This window comes from Gillisia sp. Hel1_33_143 (genome assembly GCF_900104765.1).
Lineage (GTDB): Bacteria > Bacteroidota > Bacteroidia > Flavobacteriales > Flavobacteriaceae > Gillisia.
On sequence record NZ_LT629737.1, the window covers coordinates 70,538 to 96,485 of the forward strand.

Consider the following 25,948-nt stretch of genomic DNA (forward strand, 5'->3'; position numbering starts at 1 on the left):
TTATGAGAAATACACTTATAGCACTAATTGCAATTTTTTGCTTGGCATCTTGTGACTTATCAAAATATAAATTGGTAAAAGAATACGATCTAGAAACCAGATTTGAAAAATCTAAAGGCACAGAAACTGCTACTTACTCAGAGGTTATTGCTTTTTATGATCAGTTACAAGAAGCTTACCCTTCTATTCAAGTAAAAAAATATGGAACTACAGATAGCGGAGAACCTTTAAGATTGGTATTATTTAGCCCATCTGAAGATTTTGATATCGACAATTTAAGAGCTAATAATACAATCATACTTATCAACAATGGTATTCACCCAGGGGAAAGTGATGGTATAGATGCCACAATGATGTTATTTAGAGATCTTGCTCAAGACTCTATTCAGGTTCCTAAAAATACAGTACTCGCCACCATTCCTGTGTATAATATTGGAGGTGCATTAAATAGAAATACTACAAGCAGAACCAATCAAAACGGACCTTTATCTTATGGTTTTAGAGGAAATGCTCGTAATTTCGACCTTAATAGAGATTTTATCAAATCTGATACAAAGAACACCAGAAGCTTTGCAGAGATATTCCACGCAATAAATCCTGATATTTTTGTAGATACTCACGTAAGTAATGGTGCAGACTATCAATACACCCTAACTCATTTATTTACACAACATGATAAATTAGGCGGAGAATTAGGAGCCTATTTACATGAGAGTATGATGCCATCATTAGAAGCATCTTTATGGGAACATGACTGGGATATTACACCGTATGTAAATGTTTATAATGAAGTGCCAGAAAAAGGATTTACACAATTTATGGACAGTCCAAGATATTCTACAGGTTACGCTACGCTATGGAATACTTTAGGTCTTATGATCGAAACGCATATGCTTAAACCTTATAAAAAAAGGGTTACGGGAACTTATAGAGCACTTCAATCTATTATAGACATCGCAGAAAGAGACCGAGCTCAAATTAAAGATCTTAGAGATAAAGCTGATAGAAAATATCTTACAGAAAGATGGTATCCCACAAATTTTGAAGTTGATAGTACCAAGATTTCTAAACTACAGTTTAAAGGTTATGAAGGAAATACTATCGAAAGTGAAGTAACTAATGGAAAGAGATTGCAGTACGATAGAAAGAAACCATTTACAAAAGAAATAGATTACTATAACAATTATGTAGCTACAGAAAAGATAGAGATCCCCAGAGGATATGTAATACCCCAAGGTTGGTGGAATGTTATTGATATATTAAAGAGCAACAATGTAGAAATGCTGAAATTGCCTAAAGACACTACCATTTACGTTGAAAAATATAGAATAGAAGATTATAAAACCTATAGCAATGCTTATGAAGGGCATTATCCCCATTCCAACACGAAAGTCTCTAGCGTAACAGATAGCGTAAGATTTAGAAAGGGTGATATTTACATCAGCACCTTTCAACCTGCAGTGAGGTATTTAATAGAAACATTAGAACCAACTACAGTAGATTCTTTCTTCAATTGGAATTTCTTTGATAGTATCCTTCAGCAGAAAGAAGGATTTTCGCCGTATGTATTTGAAGATATCGCCAAAGACCTATTAGAAAGCAATCCAAGCCTAAAAGAAGAATTTATTCAAAAGCAAAAATCCGACAAGGAATTTGCCCAAGACAGTATGATGCAATTAGACTGGTTGCATAAAAAATCTAGTAATTATGAATCTTCACATTTAAGCTACCCTGTCTTTAGGGTGGGTCGTTAAATATTCTTTAGGAAACAACAACTTAATATTAGCGTAAGATTTAGTGAGTGCTTTTTGAGATTTTGCAAAGTTCTTCCATTTCACTTTCTTAATACCTTCTTCATTTTCTGGAATTAGCTCTCCTTTAAAAGATGAATGCATTTCGTACCAGTGGGTAACTTTTAGCTTATATTTTTCTTTACGTTTAAAAATGTGATAGGTTTTACGCAAAAATCTGGTGATCTCTAGATCTTGAACACCGGTTTCTTCCATTACTTCTCGAATAGCAGACTCTTCTAAAGTTTCATTCTTTTCAGTTTTTCCCTTAGGAAGATCCCAACGCTTGTTTCTGTAAATAAAGAGAATTTCCTTATTATCATTAAACACCATTCCACCCGCAGCAGTAACTACCGGTAATTTTTTAAGAAGATGTTTCAGAAGTTTTTCTTCGTTGTCGTGATAGAGATTTACATACAACAGTTCGCCATCACTAATTTTCTCAATTATAGATTTCAATTTCACCGTTTTAATGGGAAAAGAAGAATAATTTTCACCAATATCCTTTTTAGTAGATAGAATTATTGGAATATCATTTACAAAAACTTTATACATTTGCAGTATGATTTTAAATAAAGAAACAGCAATTAAAACTGCCGAATTGCTTTTGCAAATTAAAGCAATTAAATTAGAACCACAACAACCTTTTACTTGGGCTAGTGGTTGGAAGTCTCCAATCTATTGTGATAATAGAATTGTGCTCTCCTACCCTCCCATCAGAAATTACATTAGAGAAAATTTTGCCAGACAGATTGAAGAGTTATATGGCAAACCCGATGTTATTGCTGGTGTAGCAACCGGTGCTATTGGAATTGGAATGTTGGTGGCAGAAATCATGAATCTTCCTTTTGTATATGTTAGGCCAGAAGCAAAAGGTCATGGCAGAAAAAATCAGATTGAAGGTCAGTTAGAAAGTGGCCAAACGGTAGTTGTAATAGAAGATCTGGTAAGTACCGGAAACAGCAGCTTGAATGCCGTTAAGGCACTTAAAGAAGCAAAAGTTACCATTAAAGGAATGCTCTCTATTTTTACGTATGGATTTGCTATTGCTGAAGAAAACTTCAAAAGAGAAAATATAGAATTTTATTCTCTAAGCAGTTATGATTATTTGATTGATACCGCATTAAAAACAAATTATATTAACGCTACGGAAGCCGAAACTTTAAAGACTTGGCGTCAAGATCCTGGCAACTGGAAACCATAAAATGAATTTAGAAAGCCCAAAAGTAAGTACTAGAAAAAGTCAGCAAGAAATGTTTGACTTTTTGAGTAATGTTGAAAATTATGAGCAAATAATGCCAGAAAATATGCAGAAGTTTGAAGTAAAATCTTCAGATACTTTTCTATTTTCTTTAAAAGGAATGCCAGACATTGCTCTAAAGATAAAAGAAACTAAAGAGCCAGAATTGGTAGTGCTTGGTTCTACTTCAGATAAATTTGATTTTACCTTGGAGGCAAATATAGAACCAGCTGCAGATGGAAGTAATGTTCAACTTCAATTCAATGGCAAATTCAATGCAATGATGGCAATGATGGTTAAAGGGCCATTAACAAAATTCATTAACGTGCTATCAGAAAATATTAGCAAGCTTTAATATAGCAATTTGAGTTGTTTCAGCTCAAAGGTTTGAACTACTTCATCCTCCACTTTAACTTTTAATAGTCCGGTGGAGGTTATACCCAAAATTATTCCCGTTAAATAATCTCCAGAAGGCAATAGAAAAGTGGACACCTTATTTTTTCTGAACAACTCTCCTTCATATTTTCTCAAGATTTCTATATGAGATTGAGATTTAAGATCCTCTAGCATTTGTTCCAATTCTACCAAGATATATTTAAGAACTTCATCGGTTGGAAAATCATTCCCAGCTATTAATTTTAAGGAGGACGCTTGTGGAAGATCCTGAAAAAAAGTTTGATTCACATTAAGTCCAATTCCTATTATAGATGCTCCAATGCTGCCATTTACTAAGATGTTTTCTATAAGAATACCGCCAATCTTATAATTGCCTGCCAATATGTCGTTGGGCCATTTTAATTTAAGTGAAAAAATATTCAACTTCTTTAAGGCGTCTAGAAGCGCTAAACCAACTGCGGCACTTAGTGCAAACTGCGCTGCAACATCTATTGGAGGATTAGGAAATATTACGCTAAAAGTAAGATTCTCACCCGCATTAGAAACCCATCCGGCACCACGTTGGCCCCTACCCGCAGACTGTTCAAAAGCTGTGATACAAACTGCTTCTTCATTTTTATTAGATTGATACCATTCCCTTGCTAAAGAATTGGTAGATTGGGTGGCACTAACTTTGATAATACGCATATACGTAAGTGGACTAGATTTAGGAGTTAAATGTTCTGTTAACAGTCCCTTAAAAAGACTAAAAAGTAATAACTTTGCGTAAAGAAATAAATTTAATGGCAAATAAAGAAACGAACAACGATCAACTTATCGCTCAAATATTAAAAGGAATTGAAGAGGTTAAAGGAAATAACATTGATATTCTAGATTTAAGAGAAATTGAAAATACAGTTTGTGACTATTTTATTATCTGTAATGGTACTTCCAATACACAGGTAAACGCCATAGTAAACTCCGTACAGAAAACCGTTAGTAAGGCGCTACAAGACAAACCATGGCATATTGAAGGAAGTGATAATGCAGAATGGGTTTTGATGGACTATGTTAATGTTGTGGTACATGTTTTCCAAAAACACATAAGAGAATACTATGACATTGAAAGTCTATGGGGTGATGCTAAGGTAACCTCAATTCAAACAAATTATTAAAAATTAATTAAGTAAGAATGGCGAAGAAGCAACCAAGTAAAGCAGAACCTAAGAAGCCTAAATTTAGTGCTTATTGGATTTATGCAACTATCATTATAATCTTTATAGGTCTTAACTATTTTGGAGGAGGAGGATTCTCTGAACCATCAAAGACAAATCCTGCAGAGTTTGAAACTTTCTTGAAAGATGGTGATGTTAAGAAAGTAGTAATAGTAAACAGAAATCAAGCTAATGTTTATTTAACTAAAGAGGCTCAAAATAAAGATGTTCATAAAAAAGCTACAGAAAATGAGCTTTTTGAAACTGGTGAAACTCCAGCCTATAGTTTTGAATTTGGAGATCTTCAAAATTTCGAAAATAAGATTCAAGGTTTAAAGAGTGAATATAATTTAGATACCATTGTTACTTATAATACTCAAACCAATGTTTGGGGAGATATATTAATAACCTTATTACCTTTTATTTTAATAATTGGTATCTGGATATTCATCATGAAAAAGATGAGTTCTGGTGGAGGTGGAGGTCCTGGCGGACAGATCTTCAATATTGGAAAATCTAAAGCCAAATTATTTGATCAAAATACCGATGTAAAGACATCTTTTAAAGATGTTGCTGGATTAGAAGGTGCAAAAGAGGAGATACAGGAAATTGTAGATTTTCTAAAAACTCCAGAAAAATACACTGCTTTGGGAGGTAAAATTCCAAAAGGAGCCTTATTAGTAGGTCCTCCGGGAACGGGTAAGACCTTATTAGCAAAAGCAGTTGCAGGAGAAGCGAAAGTTCCGTTTTTCTCTCTATCAGGTTCAGATTTCGTCGAGATGTTTGTTGGGGTTGGTGCTTCTAGAGTACGTGATCTATTTAAGCAAGCTAAAGACAAATCGCCATCTATTATTTTTATAGATGAAATAGATGCAATAGGTAGAGCTCGTGGAAAAAGCAATATGTCTGGATCTAATGATGAGCGAGAAAATACACTCAATCAGCTGTTGACAGAAATGGATGGTTTTGGAACCAATACTAATGTTATAGTAATTGCTGCTACGAACCGTGCCGATGTTTTAGATAAAGCATTAATGCGTGCCGGACGTTTTGACCGTCAGATTTACGTAGATCTTCCAGATGTCAGAGAGCGTAAAGAGATCTTTGAAGTTCACCTTCGTCCAATTAAAAAAGTAGCAGACGAGCTAGATATCGATTTCCTTGCAAAACAAACTCCTGGATTTTCTGGAGCAGATATTGCAAATGTTTGTAATGAAGCTGCACTTATTGCTGCGAGAAAAGGTAATAAAGCTGTAGGGAAACAAGATTTCCTAGATGCTGTAGATAGAATAGTTGGTGGTCTTGAGAAGAAAAATAAGATCATTACTCCAGATGAGAAAAAAGCAATTGCTTATCACGAAGCTGGACATGCTACTGCAAGTTGGATGCTAGAACACGCAGCTCCATTAGTAAAAGTAACTATAGTACCTAGAGGTCAATCTCTTGGAGCGGCATGGTATTTACCAGAAGAAAGACTAATTGTTCATCCAGAACAGATGTTAGATGAAATGTGTGCTGCATTAGGAGGTAGAGCTGCAGAAAAAGTTATTTTTAATCGTATTTCTACCGGTGCATTAAGCGATCTTGAGAAAGTAACAAAACAAGCTCGTGCTATGGTAACTATCTATGGGTTGAATGACAAGATAGGAAACCTAACTTTTTATGATTCCAGTGGACAAAACGAATATAACTTCAGCAAACCTTACAGTGAAAAAACTGCTGAGCTTATAGACCAGGAAGTTTCAAATCTAATTGAAACACAATACCAAAGAGCTATAGACCTTTTGGAAACCAATAAAGATAAGCTATCTCAATTAGCAGATATTTTATTAGAGAAAGAAGTGATCTTTAAAGATGATCTACAAAAGATTTTCGGAAATAGACCTTTCCCTGAAAAGGAAGAAGTTCCATTGATTGCTAAGAAAGCTACGGACGAAACATTCCCTTCAGAAGAATCAGAAATACCAACAGATTCTTCTATCAATAATTAATTTTATTATATAAAGTAAAAAGTCTTAATTTGATGTAACGTTAAATTAAGATTTTTTACCTTTGGTTAACGTGCCATAAATAATCCCTAAAACTCAATATGAGTCTATTTAGAAAATTTCTAAATCCTAAATCTAAATCAGACAAAGGTCAGGACATTCCAGAGAATGCTGATCGTGGGAAATATATGCCTGATGTTAAGCTACCAACCGATGAGCGATTTATGCTCAACTTTAAAAATAACGGTGGAAAATTCTTGTATTGCGAGAATGATGAAGAAGTGTTGCAGGCATTTGATAATATATTATTGGAGAACGATTGGTATGAACAAGAATCTTGTTGTTTTGACGAAAACTTAATTAATAAGTTCGATCAATTCAATCTTGAATTCAATAGATCAGGAAATTCTTCTTTTTTTCTGTCTACCTGTGAATATCTTATTGCTAATGATGGATCAATTCTTATTTCTTCCAATCAGATAAAAGAAGCTAAACTTAACGATCTTCCATCAAATTTTATAATCTTAGCCTCTACAAGTCAGCTAGTTGACACTATTGGAGAAGGTCTAAGAGGGATCAAGTTCAACAATAAAGAACGTATTCCTACCAACATCACTACTATAAAAAGTTTTGAAACTCAAACAGAAGAAGATTTTATGAGCTATGGAAGTAGCACAAAAAACCTATATTTGCTGCTTAGGGAAGACCTGTAATTTATGAAGGAATCTATTATTCGCACTGTATCTGGGTTGTTGTACATATCCATGTTGGTAGTTTCCATACTCTCTTCAGAGCTTGTCTTTATTTCTCTATTCTTCGTTCTGGGCTTTGTATGTCTTTTAGAACTTGAAAAATTATTACACCTTAAAAGTTATGCCATCTATGCAATTCACGCATTGATATTCTATCTTTTTAGCTATTTGAAGTTTAATGCAAACGCGACTCTGCTCTTGCTTTGCATCACAATATTCGTAAATCTTTTCCTCATTAAAGATCTTCTTTTTATAAGGACAATTCCTGTTTTTGAAAAGAAGAAATATATCATTTTAATATTCTACCTATCTTCTTCCATCATATTTTTAACCCTTATCCCTACGTATACAGGAATTTTTAATCCACAGATTATTGTTGGAGTATTTGTACTTATATGGACAAACGATACCTTTGCCTATATTACAGGGAAAAATTTTGGAAAAAATAAACTGTATGAAAGAATTTCACCCAACAAAACTGTAGAAGGTTTTATAGGCGGAATGGTGTTTAGTGCTGTGGGTGGATATTGTATTTTTTACTTTACACATTACCTCAATTTTCAATTCTGGTTGGGATTAGCCATTATATTGAGTATTTTTGGAACCTTAGGAGATCTAATCCAATCTAAGTTTAAAAGACAAGCAGGAGTAAAAGATAGCGGTAAGTTAATGCCCGGTCATGGTGGTTTATTTGATAGACTGGATAGCATAATTTTCTCTAGCCCTTTTGTGTATGCTTATTTATTAATTATTAATCATGTTTCATAAAGAAGGATTTAAAATAATGACGATTGCTGCAATTTTATTTATTGCGGTTAATGTGGTTTCATACCTTTCCATAAACACTTATTGGATAAAGTTCGCTATACTCGCTGTGAGTATACTATTATTCTTATTAGTGTTACATTTTTTTAGAAATCCTGCTCGTCCAACTATTTTAGATAACGCAAATGTTGTGTCTCCAGTAGATGGAAAAGTAGTAGTTATAGAAGAAGTGTTTGAAAAAGAATACTTTAAAGATAAGCGTTTACAGGTTTCTATATTCATGTCTCCGTTAAATGTTCACGTTACCAGACACCCAGTGGGAGGAACTGTAAAATTTAGCAAATATCATCCCGGGAAATTCCTGGTAGCTTGGCATCCAAAATCTAGCGAAGAGAATGAAAGAACTACAGTAGTTGTAGAGAATCCAGTATTTGGAGAAGTTCTTTACAGACAAATTGCGGGAGCTATGGCTAAGAGAATTGTAAACTATGCTCAAGAAGGAGAAGAAGTTGTACAAGGAAGTGATAGTGGTTTTATTAAGTTTGGATCTCGTGTAGATGTGTTCTTACCTTTAAACACCAAAATAGATGTAAAACTTAACGATAAAGTTAAAGGAGGAGTATCTATTATTGCCTCAATTTAATACAATATAATGTCTGACATTTTAGATAAAAGATTCCTGAAGGCTTACGAAATTGCCTGTAACACTACGCTTAAATTGCCACCAGATATTATGTTGCATTTTTATGCATATTATAAAAGAGCCACCCAAAAAGATGGTTTTTATGTTCCAAGAGAAGATGAAGACATCCGGAGCGGTTTTAAGGCAAATGCCATGTTACAAGTGGAAGATCTTTCAGATACTGAAGCAAAGGCAAAATATATAGAAATGGTAGAAAAATATATAGGGGAAGTTTAACTTCCCCTATATATTTTTAAATCGATATGTTACTTTCAAAGATTATTTTAATGCCCGAAGACTTGCTTTAATAGTCTCTATTTTTGCCTGAGCATCTGCTTGCTTGGCTTTTTCTACCGCTACCACACTATCTGGCGCATTACTTACAAAACGTTCATTAGAGAGCTTCTTTTCTACAGATTTTAAGAAGCCTTGAGTATACTTAAGCTCTTCCTCTAGTTTTTTAATTTCTGCATTAACATCTATAGCACCTTCTATTGGAATAAAATATTCATTAGATCTTACTCTAAATGATAAGGTACCTTCCACTTGCTTCTCCACATATTTTAGTGTAGAAACATTTCCCATTTTCTGAATTACTGCATTGAATGTATCTGAACTATTTTCGTTGTTTAGTATATCTAAAGCTATTTGATCTTTGAAAGAGATATTCTTATCTTTCCTAATATTTCTGATTCCGGCTATAACTTCTGAAGCAACAGCAAATTCATTTATGATATTCTGATCAACTTCTGCAGCTTCTGGCCACTTAGATATTATTAAAGCTTCTTCTTTGCTTCTATTATTTAGATGCTGCCAGATCTCTTCAGAAATAAAGGGAACAAAAGGATGAAGAACTTTTAAATTATCTTCTAAAATAGTAATAACCTCGTCATAAGTTTTCTTGTCTATAGCCTCCCCAAATGTTGGCTTCACCATTTCTAGTAACCAAGAACAGTAATCATCCCAGATTAACTTATAGGTAGCCATAAGAGCATCACTAATTCTATATTTAGAATAATGATCTTCAATTTCTGAAAGTACTTTTGCAAACTTAGATCTATACCAGCTTACAGCTACTTTAGAAGCTTCATTTTGCTCTTTCTCAGCATCTATTTCCCAACTATTGATTAATTTATAAGAGTTCCATATTTTATTTACAAACCCACTTCCCTGCTTACATAGATCCTCATCGAACATAAGGTCATTTCCAGCAGGAGAACTTAATAACATCCCAACTCTTACACCATCTGCACCATATTGGCCAATTAGATCTAGTGGATCTGGTGAGTTTCCTAGAGATTTAGACATCTTACGCCTTTGCTTATCTCTTACAATACCGGTTAGATACACATTCGTAAAAGGTTTCTCCCCTCTATACTCATAACCGGCAATGATCATTCTTGCCACCCAGAAAAATAAGATTTCTGGTGCAGTAACAAGATCGTTGGTTGGATAATAGTAATTGATCTCTTTATTATCTGGCTCTAGTATACCGTTAAAAACGCTCATTGGCCATAACCATGAAGAAAACCAAGTATCTAAAGCATCCTCATCCTGCTTAAGATCTGAGATCTTCAATTCAGAATTTCCAGTTTTCTCTATAGCTTTTTCTAAAGCGCCTTGTATAGTTTCTGCAACTACAAAATCTTCTTTTCCATCTCCATAGAAAAATGCAGGAATTTGCTGTCCCCACCATAATTGACGAGAGATATTCCAATCTCGCACATTCTCCATCCAATGTCTATAAGTATTTATAAACTTCTCCGGCACAAGATTCACTTCTTTTTCCAGCACTGCATCTAATGCAGGTTGTGCTAAGTCTTTCATCTTTAAGAACCATTGATCACTTAATTTTGGTTCTATAACCGCACCAGTTCTTTCACTGGTACCCACTTTATTAATATGAGTTTCGGTCTTCACCAAAACACCTAAGTTTTCTAATTCTTTTACAATAGCTTTTCTAGCATCAAACCTATCCATGCCTTGATAATGCATAGCGTTGGAATTTAGAGTAGCATCATCATTTAGGATATCTATCACCTCAAGATTATGTTTTTCTCCCAACACCTTATCATTCATATCGTGTGCCGGAGTAACCTTTAAGCAACCAGTTCCAAACTCTATATCTACATATTCATCTTCAATAATAGGAATTATTCTATTTACCAATGGCACGATAGCTTTCTTCCCTCTTAGATGTGCAAAACGCACATCATTAGGATTGATACAGATAGCAGAATCACCTAAAATAGTTTCTGGTCTTGTGGTAGCTATAGTAACTAGTTCATCGCTACCTTCTACCCTATATTGCAGATAATATAAATTTCCTTGTTTCTCCTGATAGATCACCTCTTCATCAGAAAGGGTAGTTTTAGCTTCTGGATCCCAGTTAACCATACGATACCCTCTATAGATCATACCCTTTTCATAAAGATCTACAAAGACTTTTATTACAGAGGCAGACATATTCTCATCCATCGTAAATTTGGTACGCTCCCAATCACAAGAAGCTCCTAATTTCTTTAGCTGTTCTAAAATTATACCTCCATGCTTATGCGTCCAATCCCAAGCATGCGTTAAGAACTCTTCTCTATTAAGATCATTCTTGTCTATTCCCTCAGATTTTAATTTAGCAACCACCTTTGCTTCTGTAGCTATAGAGGCATGGTCTGTTCCTGGTACCCAACAAGCATTGAAACCTTTAAGTCTGGCTCTTCTAATTAGAACATCTTGCAACGTATTATTTAACATATGGCCCATGTGCAATACTCCCGTAACATTTGGTGGTGGAATTACAATGGTATATGGTGTTCTTTCATCTACTTCAGAATGAAAATACCCATTATCCATCCAGTATTTATACCATTTGTCTTCAACCTGCTTTGCATCGTATTTCTGAGATATTGCCATCTTTGGTCTAATTTTTGAAAATATGAGCAAAAGTACTTATAAGTTGAGGATTATAAAAGAAGTAGTTTTGCTTATATATTTTTGAGTTAGACCTAAACCCTTTACCTTTACTAAACAAAATCTGATAATTATGAAAACCTACATTTCAATAATAATATTTATGCTGGCTGGTCTTGGAACCATTACAGCACAGAACGCTGCAAAGTTTGAATTTAAAGCGGAAGTTATAGATTACGGCGATATACAGAAAGGAAGCGATGGAACTCAAATATTCACTTTTAAGAATATTGGGGATTCCCCTTTAATTATAGAAAATGTGTATTCTAGCTGTGGATGCACAGTACCTACATGGACAAAGTCTGCTGTTGCTCCGGGAAAAAGCGGAGAGATAAAAGTGAAGTATGACACAGATATCGTAGGACCTATTAGAAGAACCATTACTATCTATTCTAACGCAGATGAATCGCCAAAGGCTATTAAAATTAAGGGTCGAGTAATGGAACCTATCAATTAGACTACAATTACAACTCCCTTTTAGGGAGTTTTTTTTTACAGTATCTTTTTCAATCTAAAATCTATCGTAATCTTATCTAGACCTCTTTCAATTTTTAACTTTATCCTTTTTCCATCTTTTGAACTTAAAATCCTTTGTAACCCAGAAAGAGAGAATCTATAAGCAGGCTTATTATTTATTTCTAATAGAATATCACCTTTCTGTAAACCTACCTTTTCTGCTGGGGATTCTGGACGCACTTCCACAATCTTATACAAAGGTTGTAATTTAAATTTCACAGAAGTAGTGCTTTCATAAATAACACTACCAGCACCTTCTGTAGTATTCAAATTATTAATTCCATTGGTACTGCTGTGATCTAGCTCCTTCACGATCATTTGTCCATCATGCGCTATTACAATACCACTCATGTCGTATTCAAAAGGCTCTAAATAAAGCCTATTTGGTCTTAAGCTTACACTTTTTCTGGAATAATCAAAGATCACCTGGGACCTTCTTAAAATTTTAGCTCCAATACTTCCGTTCTTAGTATCGTAAGTCTTAAGCCCATCTATATAAGTTTTATCTGGAAAACTGGCGGTAACATCATTTAGTACAAACTTTCCAAGTTTTATACTTTCAACCCTGCTCCTAGCTCCGTAAACACTACCACTCATACCATAACCTAAAAAGTCATCAAAATGGACTTCCGGCAAACTTACTCCTGCAGATTTTTCTTCAAATACCCAAATAGCATCTCCAGAACCGCTATCTATTAAAAAGTTCAGTTTAAGCTCCTTTCCGTTTATTTTAGATATCGCCTCTATGTATGGTTTATTATTAGAAAATGTTAGAGGCAATACCTCACATCGATTGCATTTTTTAGAACTGTAGCGATCTTTATTATAGACAATCAACTTCTTTTTTAAATAATTAAAATCTAGAACAAAATCTTTAAAAAAATCGTTACCAATAATGCCATTTACAGGTATTCCCAATCTGCTGGAGAGATTCATGCTATTATCAAAAGAGATATAAATGGAAAGGTCGTTGGAAAAAGAATTTCCAATCTTAATGCTATTCCCTGTAGATTTTAGCGCTCTAATTGGCTCTTCCTCCCCTATGCCTCGTAAATAAATAATACTCGCATCTTTTACATCTATAGAATCTTCTTTATCTAAGCTGAATAAAATAGTAGAATCTACACCGGTATCGAGCAAAAAAGATAGTTTTACTCCATTTAACTCTAAAGGGATTATAACCAGATCACTAACTAGCTGAAAAGGCAACTCAAATTTAGATTTATCATCTTCAATTCTAAAATTTCCTTGAGAACTAGCAATATGGTGAAGCATTAAAAAAATCATCAAAAGACCTATTGCTTTTTTCAATTTTTATTTCAAATTACAAAATAATTGAGAATAATTGAGATTTATAAAGAATAGAATCTGCATTAAATTTTGCACTTTTGCATAGAAAAAATAATATTCTATGCCTAAAATTTCAGATAAGGGTCATTCTATGCCAGAATCCCCAATAAGAAAATTAGTACCTTATGCAGAAGCCGCAACCAAAAAAGGTAAAAAGATATACCAGTTAAACATAGGACAGCCAGATATTAAAACCCCACAGGTGGCTTTAGATGCTGTTAGAAACCATAATATTGAAGTATTATCTTACAGTCATTCTGCAGGTTTTGCAGAATATAGAGATAAGCTTGCAAAATATTATACCGGCAAAAATATTGCCGTAGATGGCGATGATATCATCATATCTACCGGAGGTTCAGAAGCTTTGATGTTCGCTATGGGTAGTATTGCAGATACGGGTGATGAAATTATCATACCCGAACCATTCTACGCTAATTACAACGGATTTGCTACAGCTTCAGGCGTTACCATCATTCCTGTAGAATCTAAAATAGAAAACAATTTTGCACTTCCTCCAATTTCAGAATTTGAAAAATTAATAACTCCTAAAACCAAGGCAATATTAATTTGTAATCCTGGAAATCCTACCGGTTATTTATATACTCAGGAAGAGATAAAGCAACTAGCAGATGTTGCATTAAAGCATGATATTTTCTTAGTTTCTGATGAAGTTTATAGAGAATTCACCTACGATGGTGCTGAACATTTCTCTATAATGAGCCTTCCAGAATTAAAAAACCATGCTATTATGATAGATTCTGTATCTAAGCGATACAGTATGTGTGGCGCTAGAATTGGATGTCTTGTATCGAAGAACAAAGAGGTTATACAAACTGCTATGAAGTTTGCCCAGGCTAGATTGAGTCCTCCAACATTTGAACAGATTGCTAGTGAAGCTGCTTTAGATACTCCACAAAGTTATTTTGATGAAGTAATAAAAGAATATACCAATAGAAGAAATATTCTTATTAAGGGTTTAAATTCTATAGAGGGTGTTAAGGTTGCAGAACCTAAAGGTGCATTTTATTGTATCGCCGAATTGCCGGTAGAAAGTGCAGACGACTTTGCAAGATGGTTGCTAGAAGATTTTCAATTAGATAATGAAACCATTATGGTTGCCCCGGCTGCAGGTTTTTACTCTACTCCAAACACAGGATTAAATCAGGTAAGAATTGCTTACGTCCTTAAAAAAGAGAATTTAGAAAGAGCCATAGAAATTCTTAGAGCTGCATTAAAAGAATACAACAAATAGTTGAATGAAAGTGTTTGAGAATTTTTCTTTAAAAGCTTATAATACCTTCGGAATAGACGTAAAGGCTAGAAAGTTTATTTCTGTTACGTCCATAGATGATCTAAAGACGGTTTTAAAACAAACCTATTCAGATCAATTATTTATTTTGGGTGGTGGTAGCAATATGTTGCTTACAAAAGATATAGATGCCACCGTGGTTCATTTAGACCTAAAAGGAACAGAAATTACAAGAGAGACTGAAGAATACGTTCTTATTAGAGCAGAGGCAGGTGAAAACTGGCATCAGTTTGTACTTCATACCCTAGAAAATAATTGGGGCGGACTTGAAAATCTTTCTCTTATACCCGGAAATATTGGTACTGCTCCAATTCAAAACATTGGAGCTTACGGAGTGGAGTTAAAAGATACTTTTTATTCTTGTACCGCTTTAAATATACAGACCTTAGAAGAACGAAAATTCAGTTTGGAAGAATGTGGCTTTGGTTACAGAAATTCAATATTTAAGAATGATGTTAAGGGTAAATATGTGATTACTAGCGTGACCTTTAAATTAAAAAAGAAAGATCATTTAATACAAACTAATTACGGGGCCATTGATACTGCTTTGGAGGAAATGGGTATTGACAATCCTACAATTCAAGACGTCTCAAAAGCTGTAATAAAGATTAGACAGGAGAAACTTCCAGACCCTAAGATTTTAGGAAATAGCGGTAGCTTCTTCAAAAATCCAGTTATAAGCGCCCTAGAATTCGATACTCTTAAGCTGAAATTTCCAAAAATGCCTTCTTATCAAATATCAGATAATGAAGTAAAGATTCCTGCCGGCTGGCTAATAGACACTGCCGGTCTTAAAGGATTTAGAGAAGGTGACGCCGGAATACACATAAACCAGGCTTTGGTTTTAGTGAATTATGGAAACGCTACTGGATCTGAAATTTGGTCTCTTGCTGCAAAAGTGCAAGAAAAAGTTTATGACCTATTTAATATCAAGTTAGAAGCAGAAGTAAACGTTTTTTAAATACATTTTAAAGCATAAAAAAATCCCGCTTTTAGCGGGATTTTTAATTTCATTGTATGTATGTGTTAGTCAATTATGACTTCTTCATTACAACAGCATCAATTTCGTGAACAACTCCATTAGAAGCTTGAATATCTGCCTTAACTACGGTAGAAGTTTTACCATTACCATCTTTAAGAACAATTTTATCACCGTCCATCATAGCGGTAAGATCTGCTCCATCTACAGTTTTCATAGCATAAGAACCGTCATTTTCTGATATCCACTTTGCTAACATATCAGAAGTAATACTATCCTGAACTACATGATATTTAAGCACAGTTTGTAATTTTTCTTTATTCTCTGGCATCATCAATTCGTCCAAAGTAGCTTTAGGCACTTTTGCAAAAGCATCATCTGTTGGTGCAAATACTGTAAAAGGTCCTTCTTCTTCTTTCATCATTTGTGCTAATTCAGCAGCCTGTAATGCGCTAACTAAAGTACTTAGTTCCGCAGTAGCCATAGCTTTAGAAGCTATACTATTAGACTCCATTTGCATACGGTCTTCATTTGCTTTCATTTCAGCTTCTCTTTCAGCTTCCATTTCCTGCATTTCCATTTTGTCTTTTTCTTCTTGCTCTTTCTTTTTATTATCATCACAAGATGTAAAAGCAAGCGCTGATAATACAGCAACTATCGTTAATTTTCTTAATTTCATAATTTGGTTTTTATGTTAATTATTTGACGCAATTTAGCACCGTTTGCTGATATGTTGCATATTATTAAATTAAAGTTTAGTTAAATATTGTAAAGGTTATATTAATTAGCGACTACATTTTCCAAGCAGGGTTTTTATTATTACTTTTGCACTAAGAAAAAAGGTTATGGAATTACTACTTATTACGATCGTATTATTAGGTTTAGCTTTCGCCGGAATTGCTATAAAAATTTGGGCAAAAAAAGACGGTAAATTCGCCGGAACCTGCGCTAGTCAAAGTCCGTTCTTAAATACTGAAGGAGAATCTTGTAGTTTTTGCGGTAAATCTCCAGAAGAAATGAAAGATTGCTCAGACACTACTAAGAGCAATTAATATAAATGATAACATTTTTATTCTCCCTATTTATAGTTTTTGCTATAGTTAATATTGCATATTATATTGGCTATTTAAATTTTACCTCAATCCCAAATACCGTCACTAACAATTCAGATCTACCAATCTCGGTAATTATCTGCGCAAAAAATGAAGCAGAAAATCTAAAGCAATTTATCCCAAGCATCCTAGATCAGAATTATTCTAATTTTGAAGTTGTTCTTATTAATGATGCTTCTTTTGATGAAACTCTAGAAGTTATGGAGAGCTTTCTATATGACCCAAGAGTTAAATTAGTAAACGTTGAGAATAACGAGGCTTTTTGGGGAAAGAAGAAATATGCACTCACTCTAGGAATTAAAAAAGCAAGCAATCCATATCTTTTATTTACAGATGCAGATTGCGCTCCAGAAAGTAAATTCTGGATTCAAAAGATGGCTTCAGGTTTTGCACAAGAAAAATCAATCATCCTTGGTTATGGAGGTTATTTTAAAAACAAGTCTTCTTTTCTCAATAAAATGATTCGGTTTGAAACGCTACTCACTGCTGTTCAATATTTCTCTTATGCAAATTGGGGTATACCCTATATGGGGGTTGGCAGAAATTTAGCCTACACCTCTTCAGAATTCTACAATCAGAATGGCTATGCCACCCACCTCCATTTAAAATCTGGAGATGACGATCTTTTTGTAAATCAGGCGGCAACCAAAGAGAACACCAGCATTTGCTTAGACAAAGATGCTATTACCCGTAGCTGCCCAAAGACTAGTTATAAATCATGGATCACACAAAAACGCAGACATATCTCCACTGCCAAATATTACAAGAAAAAGCATAAAGCTTTACTAGGCTTATTTTATTTTTCTCAATTTGCCTTTTGGATCTTAGCTATATTTTTGCTGAGCTTTCTTATTCACTGGCAGTTAGTTCTTGGAATATTAGTTATAAGGCTGATTTTGCAATTGGTAGTTATATGGAAATCTGCAAAGAAATTAGATGAGTTAGATCTTGTATGGCTTACTCCAATTTTGGAGATTTTTCTTATCTGTATACAATTTGGTATCTTTAGTCTTAATCTTTTTTCAAAACCAACTAATTGGAAATAAATACTGCAACGCTTCTAAAGCATATTAAACAGGCAAAAGAAGGGCAGCAGCAGGCTTTTAAATTTTTGCTTGATTCATATTGGATGGAAGTATACGCTTTTCAAATGAAAAGAGTGCGCAATGAATATGATGCTGAAGAAATTACAATTCAAACTTTTTCCAAGGCCTTTGATAAATTAGAGACTTTTGATGAAAAATACAGCTTTAAAACCTGGCTTATTACTATTTCCAAGAACATTCACATAGATCTTTTAAGAAAAAGTAAATCTTCCATAAGAGCTAATACGGCAGATGAGCCATCAGAAAATGTAAATAGAATACCAGATGAGACTCCAAGCATCGAAGATATTTTAATTAATGAGCAACATCTTGCACAGCTTTTAAGCGACATTAAGCAATTAAAACCGCATTATCAGGAAGTAATAAATCTTAGATATTTTCAAGAGAAATCTTATAAAGAGATTGCCACTTACCTTAAAGAGCCTATGAACAATGTTAAGGTAAAACTCCTTAGAGCTAAGAAACTTTTAGCTCAAATTATCGAAGCTCGAAAAAGCTAAACATCAGCTTAAACTCTGCTTTACTACCCCTATACAATTCATCATATTATTGTATCTTTGCCGCATAGAATTTTGATATGACAACAGATACTATAGCTCCACAAACTCGAACTCCAAAACCTAAATGGTTACGTGTAAAACTTCCAACCGGAAAGAAATATACAGAACTTAGAGGTTTAGTAGATAAATATGATCTTCACACCATTTGCACCTCTGGTAGTTGCCCAAATATGGGAGAATGCTGGAGTGAAGGAACAGCAACTTTCATGATCTTAGGTAATACATGTACCAGATCTTGCGGTTTCTGCGGTGTAAAAACAGGGAGACCAGATACGGTAGATTGGGATGAACCAGAAAAGGTTGCTAGATCTATTAAGCTAATGCAGATTAAGCATGCGGTTATAACAAGTGTAGATAGAGATGATCTTAAAGATATGGGATCTATTCTATGGGCAGAAACCGTAAAGGCTATTAGAAGAATGAATCCTGAAACTACGCTGGAAACATTAATTCCAGATTTTCAAGGAAATGAGCGTAACATAGATAGAATTATTGAGGTAAGACCTGAAGTAGTTTCTCATAATATGGAAACTGTAAAAAGGCTTACCAGAGAAGTTAGAATTCAAGCAAAATATGAGCGCAGCTTAGAAGTTCTTAGATACCTTAAAGACCAAGGAATTGCCAGAACTAAATCTGGTATTATGCTGGGACTTGGAGAACAAGAAGATGAAGTTATTCAAACTTTAAAAGATCTTAGAGCTGTAAATCTTGATATTGTAACTATAGGACAATATTTACAACCAAGTAAAAAGCACTTACCTGTAAAGCAATTTATTACTCCAGATCAATTTAAGAAATACGAGACAATAGGCCTTGAATTAGGATTTAGACACGTAGAAAGCGGAGCCTTGGTAAGATCTTCTTACAAAGCTCAAAAGCATTTAACTTAATTCCTTTTTAGGATTTTCAATGTCAGATAAATTAAAGATTGGAATTAATGGGTTTGGTAGAATTGGAAGAAATCTTTTCAGGCTATTAATTCAAAATACAGAAATAGAAGTTGTAGCTATTAATGATCTTGCGGATGCTAAAACCCTCGCACATCTATTAAAATACGACAGTATTCATGGCAAACTGAATGAAGAGGTAACTGCAGAGGATTCTAATATTTTAATAAATGGAAAGAGAATACCTGTTCTAAATGCTGAACATCCTAAAGATATTAACTGGCCTGAATATAATGTTGATTACATTGTAGAAGCTACGGGTAAATTTAAGAAGCGTAAGGATCTAGAATCTCACTTACAGACAGGGGTTAAAAAGGTGATCTTATCTGTACCGCCTGAAGATGACACTATTAAAATGGTAGTTCTTGGAGTAAATGAAGCAATTTTAGATGGATCTGAAAATATTATTTCAAATGCTTCTTGCACAACAAATAATGCAGCACCAATGCTGGATGTGATCAACAAGAATTTTGGAGTTAAACATGCCTACATTTCTACTATACATTCTTATACATCAGATCAAACCTTGCATGATAGGCCTCATAAAGATCTAAGAAGAGCTCGTGCAGCAACTCAATCTATTGTTCCCACCACTACTGGAGCCGCAAAAGCTCTAACTAAGATCTTTCCAGAGCTAAAAGATGTTATTGGTGGATGCGGAATTCGAGTGCCTGTTCCTAACGGATCTCTTACAGACATGACTTTAAATGTTAATAAAGCTACTTCTATAGAGGAAGTTAACAAAGTATTTAAGGAAGCATCGAATACGTATCTTAAAAATTACCTTAGTTACACAGAAGAACCGCTGGTTTCAATAGACATTAATGGAGATCCTCATTCTTGCATTTTCGACTCACAAATGACTTCTGTAATTGGAGGCGATCTTATAAAGCTTATTGGTTGGTATGATAATGAAATAGGATATTCCAGCAGGTTGATTGATTTAATTTCATTCGTTTCAAAAGAATAACTATATTTAACGCTTATGAAACGGTAATTTCCCCAATGAAGAACTTACTTTTTGCCCTTTTGTGTCTTTTCTACTTTTCTGATATCGTTGCTTTTCAGCAAGAACGTAAAATTGACACCTCCGAGGTTAATTTAAAGATTCGAAATCTACTTACAGATGCCGAGATTTCTGTGAATGTTCTAGATTTTGAAAAAGCTTTAACAGAACTAAATTCTGCACTGGCATTATCTAAAGAAGTCAACAATCAAAAATACATTGCTCTCTCGAGCAGTATCCTATCAGAACTTTTCTATATACGTCACGATCTTAAACGTGCGAGCACAGAAATCTTAAGAGCCATTGCCATTCAAAGAGATATAGATGATAAAAGCGGCTTAGCATATAGTTACATAACGTATTCCAAGATTTTAAGTTTACAAAATGACGCAGCTCAGGCGTACAAATATCTAAATTTGGCAGAGCGGTACTACAAGCAAACCGAGGATAACGAAAGCCTTAGCTTAGTTAAGCTCAATAGGGGAATTGTAAAACTAAGAGAAAACTCTAATTCTGCATCGTTACAAGAGGCTTTAGAAGAATTAAAAGAAGCAGAAGAGTACTTAAAAGATTCTAATAATAAATATGAGGTTGCCAGACTTCACTATTTTCAAAGTAGGATCTATACGACGCAGAAGAAATATGATCTTGCTCAGGCTGAAGCTGAGAAATCTTTTGAGTTAGGTAAAAAGTTTGGTTTTGGAAGCATGATTATGAGCAGTAATCATATTTTAAGTCAGATAAATGAAGAAAGAGGTAACTATAAAGCCTCACTCGTTTATTTGAAACAAAGTAATGAGGCAAGAGATTCTATATTTAATTTGAACAAAGAGGCATTAGCTCAAGATGCAAACACCAAATATGGTGTAGATGCCATGAAAGCTAATGTAACAGAGCTCACATTCAAAAATGCTGAACAAGAACGCTCTTTGAAAGTGAATAAGCTAACCACTATTTTAAGTGTTGCCTTAATCACCATATTATCCCTACTAACTCTTTCTTTATATAAGAATAATAACTTGCGTGCAAGAGCCAATGATCTTCTTCAGAAAAAGAACGACGAGCTTACTATTGCAAAAGAGAATGCCGAAAAAGCTTCTTTGGCAAAAGCACAATTCTTATCAACAATTACCCACGAACTAAGAACACCGCTATATGCGGTAACAGGTTTAACACATTTATTGTTAGAAGAAAGTCCAACTGAAAATCAAAAAGAGCACTTAAATTCACTTAAATTTTCCGGTGAGTATCTTTTATCTCTAATTAATAATATATTAGATCTTAACAAACTTGAAGCTAAGAAAGTTGAGGTTTTAGAAACATCATTTAATTTAGAAAAAAGAATTTCTGATGTATTAATTGCATTAAAAAATTCTGCCGATAATAAGAACACTAAATTTCACTTAGAATTTGATAAGGAAATACCTAAGAAATTAAAAGGTGATCCGCTGAAGATCTCTCAGATCTTGATTAACCTAATTGGTAACTCCATTAAATTTACAGAAAACGGAGATATTTGGATTCGGGTTAATAAGACCAAACAGCAAGATCAATTTGCCTATCTTCATTTTGAAATTGAAGATAATGGAGAAGGGATCTCAAAAGAGAAACAAAGCAGCATATTCGATAATTTTACACAAGGATCTACGCAGATCAACCGTAAGTTTGGTGGTACTGGACTTGGTCTTTCTATTGTGAAGAATTTATTGAATTTAATGAACAGTGATGTTCATTTAAGAAGTGAACTTGGTAAAGGATCTTCATTTACTTTTGATCTAAAATTTGAAGCATTTGAATCTCCTTTCGCTACAGATAACCTTCCACAATCTGGCGCACAATTTTCTGTTCCGCTTTCTAATGATATTATGCATAATAAGAGGATCTTAATTGTAGAAGATAATAAGATCAACCAAATGATCACCAGAAAGATATTAGAAAAACATAAAGTTATTTGTGATGTTGCTGATAATGGGACAATTGCCATAGATAAAGTGAAGAGCAATCCGTTCGATCTAATACTAATGGACATTCATATGCCTGGAATTAGTGGGATTGAAGCTACCATTGAAATTAGAAAGTTTGATACTCAAATTCCAATAGTTGCGCTAACAGCCGTAACTCTAGATGAAAATCTAGACGAATTCTATTTAAATGGCTTTACAGATATCATCCCTAAACCTTATAAAACAGAAGAGTTCTTCAGTAAAATAAATTATCATTTATCAAGTAGCAACGTTCAAGTTTAGTTTTGGCACGCTGTTTGAAAACAATGAGCTATCAAAATTATATACCGAAAGCATATTATATAGTTTGAATTAGCCAAAAATAAAAAGGGATGCATCGTGCATCCCTTTTTTTATTCTATAAACTTCTTCACCATTCCGTCGAATTCTGATGTGTTTGATATGAATTTCATTTTTATAGGTAAATAATAGAGGTCTGGATGCACTATCTTATCCTTCAGCCTCATATAATCTTTTTCAGTAGTTATTATAATTGTAGCTTGAGCGATCTGCTCTAATTCGGCCTTGCTAAAATTATGATGATCGGGATAATTTAAATGATCGTATTTAATATCTATTTCATCTAAATAATGAAGTAAAGATTTTGGATTTGCAATTCCTGTAACCAGCGTTATTTTAGTTCCCTCAAAAGATGTTATAGATTTGGAACCACTAGAACTAATTACCATTTGGCTATAGTCTATGTAGCTAAAAAACAACTTCTGATAATTTTTCAGTTTTAGTTTCTCACAGATCTTTTTCGCATCCTGCTCGCTAAGCAGTTTTGGACATTTAGTAACTACAATAATCTGCGCTCTTTCAACACCAGCAATAGGCTCTCTAAGATCTCCGGCCGGCAACATAAGATCATCTATATACAAACTGTCAAATTTTGTGAGAACAATGTTCAATCCTGCTTTCACTTTTCTATGTTGAAATGCATCATCTAGAAGTATCACCTCAGCATTATTTTCATCCTTTAAAACTTGTATTCCGTGTTGTCTATTTTCATCTACAGCAATAAGCACATCTTTAAATTTGGTCTTAAACTGAAGAGGCTCATCCCCTACCTCACTAGCATTTTCCAATCCGTTCAACAAAATAAAACCTTTGGTTGTTCTGCCATAACCTCTGCTTAAAGTAGCTACTTTAGAGTGTGGAACTAATAAATTAAGTAGATACTCTATCATTGGAGATTTACCAGTACCTCCCACACTTAAGTTTCCAACGCAGATCACAGGGATGGTATATGAGCTAGATTTAAGCACATCTTCATCATATAAATAGTTTCTTACGCGAATGATGATTCCGTAAAGTATAGCGAAGGGGAATAGTAATTTTCTAAGGATACTCATTGAGACGAAAGTATAATATTTATATTTGATTTAAAATTATAGCACATGATTATTGCAGAAGTTATTGAACATTTAGAAGATTTTGCTCCCATTGCAACCGCAGAAGATTTTGACAATGTTGGCTTATTAGTTGGTGATACAAAAACAAAGGTTTCAGGGATTCTTATCACCCTAGACACTTTAGAGGAAACTGTTGATGAAGCTATCGCAAAGGGTTGTAATTTAATAGTGAGCTTTCACCCCATTATCTTTTCTGGCTTAAAAAAGCTGAACGGCTCTAATTATGTGGAACGAACTGTAATTAAAGCTATAAAAAATGATATTGCCATTTATGCCATACATACCGCTTTGGACAATCATCATTTAGGAGTTAATAAAATGATGTGTGACCAAATAGGATTGATAAATACCAAGATCTTAATCCCAAAGAAGAATAGCATCAAAAAGCTCACTACTTATATTCCTTCAAAGAAAGCAGAAGAACTTAGGGAAGAATTATTTAAGGCTGGCGCAGGCTCCATTGGGAATTATGATGAATGCAGCTTTAATCTTGAAGGCAAAGGAAGTTTTAAACCAAATTCTCATGCTTCTCCAGTAATTGGAGAACGTGGAAAATTACATATTGAAGAAGAAACACAAATAGGCATCACATTTCCTGCACATTTAGAAGGTAAGATCTTAAAAAGCTTATTTAAAAATCATCCTTATGAGGAAGTTGCTTATGAGGTTATAACTCTAGATAATGCACATCAAAATATGGGTATGGGTATGATCGGGGAATTTGAAAAAAGCAAAACGGAAATAGAGTTTCTGGAACATTTAAAAAATGTCTTTGGAACGGCATGTATAAGACATTCTAACCTTCTAGAAAAACCAGTATTTAAAGTTGCTGTTTTAGGAGGCAGTGGAAGTTTTGCAATAGAGAATGCAAAACGTGCTGGCGCAGACTTCTTTGTAACTGCAGATCTTAAATATCACGATTTCTACAGAGCCGAGGAATCACTGGTTCTAGCAGATATTGGACACTACGAAAGTGAGCAGTACACAAAAAATCTTTTACATTCGTATCTTAGTAAAAAAATTAGTAATTTTGCACTTATTTTAGCGAATACAAAAACCAATCCTATCAAGTATTATTAACTATGGCAAAAAAAACCGATGTTACTGTAGAAGAGAAGTTAAGAGCGTTGTACGATCTTCAACTAATTGATTCTAGAATCGATGAAATTAGAAATGTGCGAGGTGAACTTCCATTGGAGGTAGAAGATTTAGAAGATGAAGTAGCCGGATTAAACACACGTATTCAAAAACTGGATTCTGATTTAGAGGTTATAGATAATGACATTAAGACTAAGAAAAGCCTTATTGAAGAATCTAAGACTGCAATAAAGAAATACAGCGAGCAACAAAAGAATGTTCGTAACAATCGTGAATTTAATGCATTAAGCAAAGAGGTTGAGTTCCAGGAATTGGAGATCGAACTTGCAGAAAAGCATATCAAAGAATATAGAGCTCAAATTGAGCAGAAAAAAGAAGTGATCACTCAAACAAAAGAACGTTTGACGGATAGAGATAAGCATTTAACCCACAAAAAGGGAGAATTGGATGCTATTCTTGCGGAGACTCAAAAAGAAGAAGAAATGCTTGTTAAAAAATCTAACGATTTTCAAGAGCAAATTGAAGAGAGACTAATAAGCGCTTACAAGAGAATTAGAACCAATGTTAAAAATGGTTTAGCTGTTGTTGCTGTAGAACGTGGAGCTTCTGGAGGATCTTACTTTACTATCCCACCACAAGTTATTGTGGAGATTGCTGGAAGAAGAAAAATTATTACAGATGAGCACAGTGGTAGAATTTTGGTAGATGAAGATCTAGCGAAAGAAGAACAAGAAAAAATGGAAGCATTTTTTACTAAGTTCTAATACTTCTCAA

26 protein-coding genes are annotated in these 25,948 nt (G+C 34.1%); 20 read left to right on the plus strand and 6 right to left on the minus strand.

Going from position 1 to position 25,948, the window contains the following annotated elements:
• The first annotated feature begins 2 nt into the window (after nucleotides 1-2).
• Nucleotides 3-1,754, plus strand: coding sequence for a M14 family metallopeptidase (locus tag BLT84_RS00350; RefSeq protein ID WP_091267887.1), 1,752 nt, complete (start codon nucleotides 3-5; stop codon nucleotides 1,752-1,754).
• On the opposite strand, the gene BLT84_RS00355 is transcribed toward BLT84_RS00350, so the two are convergent.
• Complete coding sequence (locus BLT84_RS00355; protein ID WP_034889077.1) at nucleotides 1,722-2,345, minus strand: NUDIX hydrolase; 624 nt, start codon at nucleotides 2,343-2,345, stop codon at nucleotides 1,722-1,724. The two genes, BLT84_RS00350 and BLT84_RS00355, sit on opposite strands and share 33 nt — an antisense overlap.
• A gap of 7 nt (nucleotides 2,346-2,352) precedes the next feature.
• Here BLT84_RS00355 and pyrE point away from each other — a divergent pair, with 7 nt between their 5' ends.
• Both pyrE and BLT84_RS00365 read left to right on the plus strand, forming a co-directional pair.
• Complete coding sequence (gene pyrE / locus BLT84_RS00360; protein ID WP_034889075.1) at nucleotides 2,353-2,994, plus strand: orotate phosphoribosyltransferase; 642 nt, start codon at nucleotides 2,353-2,355, stop codon at nucleotides 2,992-2,994.
• A gap of 1 nt (nucleotide 2,995) precedes the next feature.
• The gene (locus tag BLT84_RS00365) at nucleotides 2,996-3,385 is read left to right on the plus strand and encodes an orotate phosphoribosyltransferase (protein WP_034889073.1); all 390 of its coding nucleotides are present in this window, start codon (nucleotides 2,996-2,998) and stop codon (nucleotides 3,383-3,385) included.
• Here BLT84_RS00365 and BLT84_RS00370 read toward each other — a convergent pair.
• Nucleotides 3,382-4,113, minus strand: coding sequence for a biotin--[acetyl-CoA-carboxylase] ligase (locus tag BLT84_RS00370; protein WP_091267889.1), 732 nt, complete (start codon nucleotides 4,111-4,113; stop codon nucleotides 3,382-3,384). The genes BLT84_RS00365 and BLT84_RS00370 overlap by 4 nt on opposite strands.
• Before the next feature lie 95 nt (nucleotides 4,114-4,208).
• On the opposite strand from BLT84_RS00370, the gene rsfS reads away from it, so the two are divergent.
• The 6 genes from rsfS (at nucleotide 4,209) to BLT84_RS00400 (ending at nucleotide 9,043) form a co-directional block, all read left to right on the plus strand.
• Nucleotides 4,209-4,580 carry a ribosome silencing factor gene (gene rsfS / locus BLT84_RS00375; RefSeq protein ID WP_034889071.1) on the plus strand — a complete coding sequence of 124 codons (372 nt, stop codon included), beginning with the start codon at nucleotides 4,209-4,211 and terminating at the stop codon, nucleotides 4,578-4,580.
• A 17-nt stretch (nucleotides 4,581-4,597) separates the two neighbouring features.
• A complete protein-coding gene (gene ftsH, locus BLT84_RS00380; RefSeq protein WP_091262099.1) occupies nucleotides 4,598-6,610 on the plus strand; it encodes an ATP-dependent zinc metalloprotease FtsH in 2,013 nt (670 codons plus the stop codon).
• 98 nt (nucleotides 6,611-6,708) lie between these two features.
• Nucleotides 6,709-7,320 (plus strand): LUD domain-containing protein, encoded by a 612-nt coding sequence (locus BLT84_RS00385; RefSeq protein WP_034889066.1) that lies wholly within the window; start codon nucleotides 6,709-6,711, stop codon nucleotides 7,318-7,320.
• A gap of 3 nt (nucleotides 7,321-7,323) precedes the next feature.
• On the plus strand, nucleotides 7,324-8,127 hold the full coding sequence (locus tag BLT84_RS00390) for a phosphatidate cytidylyltransferase (RefSeq protein WP_034889064.1): 804 nt from the start codon (nucleotides 7,324-7,326) through the stop codon (nucleotides 8,125-8,127).
• Nucleotides 8,117-8,767, plus strand: coding sequence for a phosphatidylserine decarboxylase family protein (locus tag BLT84_RS00395; RefSeq protein ID WP_091262101.1), 651 nt, complete (start codon nucleotides 8,117-8,119; stop codon nucleotides 8,765-8,767). The genes BLT84_RS00390 and BLT84_RS00395 overlap by 11 nt, the downstream gene beginning before the upstream one ends.
• A gap of 9 nt (nucleotides 8,768-8,776) precedes the next feature.
• Nucleotides 8,777-9,043 (plus strand): acyl-CoA-binding protein, encoded by a 267-nt coding sequence (locus BLT84_RS00400; protein ID WP_034889059.1) that lies wholly within the window; start codon nucleotides 8,777-8,779, stop codon nucleotides 9,041-9,043.
• 42 nt (nucleotides 9,044-9,085) lie between these two features.
• Here BLT84_RS00400 and BLT84_RS00405 read toward each other — a convergent pair whose 3' ends face one another.
• A complete protein-coding gene (locus tag BLT84_RS00405; protein WP_091262103.1) occupies nucleotides 9,086-11,716 on the minus strand; it encodes a valine--tRNA ligase in 2,631 nt (876 codons plus the stop codon).
• 130 nt (nucleotides 11,717-11,846) lie between these two features.
• Between BLT84_RS00405 and BLT84_RS00410 the strand changes: the two genes are divergently transcribed.
• Nucleotides 11,847-12,230, plus strand: a complete 384-nt coding sequence (locus tag BLT84_RS00410; protein ID WP_091262105.1) for a DUF1573 domain-containing protein — start codon at nucleotides 11,847-11,849, stop codon at nucleotides 12,228-12,230.
• A gap of 35 nt (nucleotides 12,231-12,265) precedes the next feature.
• Here the strand turns inward: BLT84_RS00410 and BLT84_RS00415 are convergent, their stop codons facing one another.
• Complete coding sequence (locus tag BLT84_RS00415; RefSeq protein WP_091262107.1) at nucleotides 12,266-13,600, minus strand: aspartyl protease family protein; 1,335 nt, start codon at nucleotides 13,598-13,600, stop codon at nucleotides 12,266-12,268.
• A 100-nt stretch (nucleotides 13,601-13,700) separates the two neighbouring features.
• Here BLT84_RS00415 and BLT84_RS00420 point away from each other — a divergent pair, with 100 nt between their 5' ends.
• Nucleotides 13,701-14,891: a pyridoxal phosphate-dependent aminotransferase gene (locus BLT84_RS00420; protein WP_091262109.1), complete on the plus strand. Its 1,191-nt coding sequence runs from the start codon at nucleotides 13,701-13,703 to the stop codon at nucleotides 14,889-14,891.
• 4 nt (nucleotides 14,892-14,895) lie between these two features.
• A complete protein-coding gene (gene murB, locus BLT84_RS00425; protein WP_091262111.1) occupies nucleotides 14,896-15,909 on the plus strand; it encodes a UDP-N-acetylmuramate dehydrogenase in 1,014 nt (337 codons plus the stop codon).
• A 73-nt stretch (nucleotides 15,910-15,982) separates the two neighbouring features.
• On the opposite strand, the gene BLT84_RS00430 is transcribed toward murB, so the two are convergent.
• Nucleotides 15,983-16,606 carry a fasciclin domain-containing protein gene (locus tag BLT84_RS00430; RefSeq protein ID WP_034889046.1) on the minus strand — a complete coding sequence of 208 codons (624 nt, stop codon included), beginning with the start codon at nucleotides 16,604-16,606 and terminating at the stop codon, nucleotides 15,983-15,985.
• A gap of 166 nt (nucleotides 16,607-16,772) precedes the next feature.
• Between BLT84_RS00430 and BLT84_RS00435 the strand changes: the two genes are divergently transcribed.
• From BLT84_RS00435 to BLT84_RS00460, 6 genes are all read left to right on the plus strand, one after another.
• Complete coding sequence (locus BLT84_RS00435) at nucleotides 16,773-16,979, plus strand: hypothetical protein (protein ID WP_034889044.1); 207 nt, start codon at nucleotides 16,773-16,775, stop codon at nucleotides 16,977-16,979.
• Between the two features lie 5 nt (nucleotides 16,980-16,984).
• Complete coding sequence (locus BLT84_RS00440) at nucleotides 16,985-18,085, plus strand: glycosyltransferase (protein ID WP_091262113.1); 1,101 nt, start codon at nucleotides 16,985-16,987, stop codon at nucleotides 18,083-18,085.
• Nucleotides 18,076-18,645 carry an RNA polymerase sigma factor gene (locus BLT84_RS00445; RefSeq protein ID WP_034889039.1) on the plus strand — a complete coding sequence of 190 codons (570 nt, stop codon included), beginning with the start codon at nucleotides 18,076-18,078 and terminating at the stop codon, nucleotides 18,643-18,645. The genes BLT84_RS00440 and BLT84_RS00445 overlap by 10 nt, the downstream gene beginning before the upstream one ends.
• A 77-nt stretch (nucleotides 18,646-18,722) precedes the next feature.
• Entirely contained in the window at nucleotides 18,723-19,595 is an 873-nt protein-coding gene (lipA, locus tag BLT84_RS00450; protein ID WP_034889037.1) for a lipoyl synthase, read from the plus strand.
• Between the two features lie 19 nt (nucleotides 19,596-19,614).
• Complete coding sequence (gene gap, locus BLT84_RS00455) at nucleotides 19,615-20,622, plus strand: type I glyceraldehyde-3-phosphate dehydrogenase (RefSeq protein ID WP_034889035.1); 1,008 nt, start codon at nucleotides 19,615-19,617, stop codon at nucleotides 20,620-20,622.
• Nucleotides 20,623-20,657: 35 nt separating this feature from the next.
• Nucleotides 20,658-22,904 carry an ATP-binding protein gene (locus BLT84_RS00460; protein WP_091262116.1) on the plus strand — a complete coding sequence of 749 codons (2,247 nt, stop codon included), beginning with the start codon at nucleotides 20,658-20,660 and terminating at the stop codon, nucleotides 22,902-22,904.
• A gap of 110 nt (nucleotides 22,905-23,014) precedes the next feature.
• On the opposite strand, the gene lpxK is transcribed toward BLT84_RS00460, so the two are convergent.
• Nucleotides 23,015-24,016 (minus strand): tetraacyldisaccharide 4'-kinase, encoded by a 1,002-nt coding sequence (gene lpxK / locus BLT84_RS00465; protein WP_091262117.1) that lies wholly within the window; start codon nucleotides 24,014-24,016, stop codon nucleotides 23,015-23,017.
• A 45-nt stretch (nucleotides 24,017-24,061) separates the two neighbouring features.
• Here lpxK and BLT84_RS00470 point away from each other — a divergent pair, with 45 nt between their 5' ends.
• Both BLT84_RS00470 and BLT84_RS00475 read left to right on the plus strand, forming a co-directional pair.
• Entirely contained in the window at nucleotides 24,062-25,156 is a 1,095-nt protein-coding gene (locus BLT84_RS00470) for a Nif3-like dinuclear metal center hexameric protein (RefSeq protein WP_091262119.1), read from the plus strand.
• Between the two features lie 2 nt (nucleotides 25,157-25,158).
• Complete coding sequence (locus tag BLT84_RS00475; RefSeq protein WP_034889026.1) at nucleotides 25,159-25,938, plus strand: zinc ribbon domain-containing protein; 780 nt, start codon at nucleotides 25,159-25,161, stop codon at nucleotides 25,936-25,938.
• Nucleotides 25,939-25,948 lie beyond the last annotated feature (10 nt).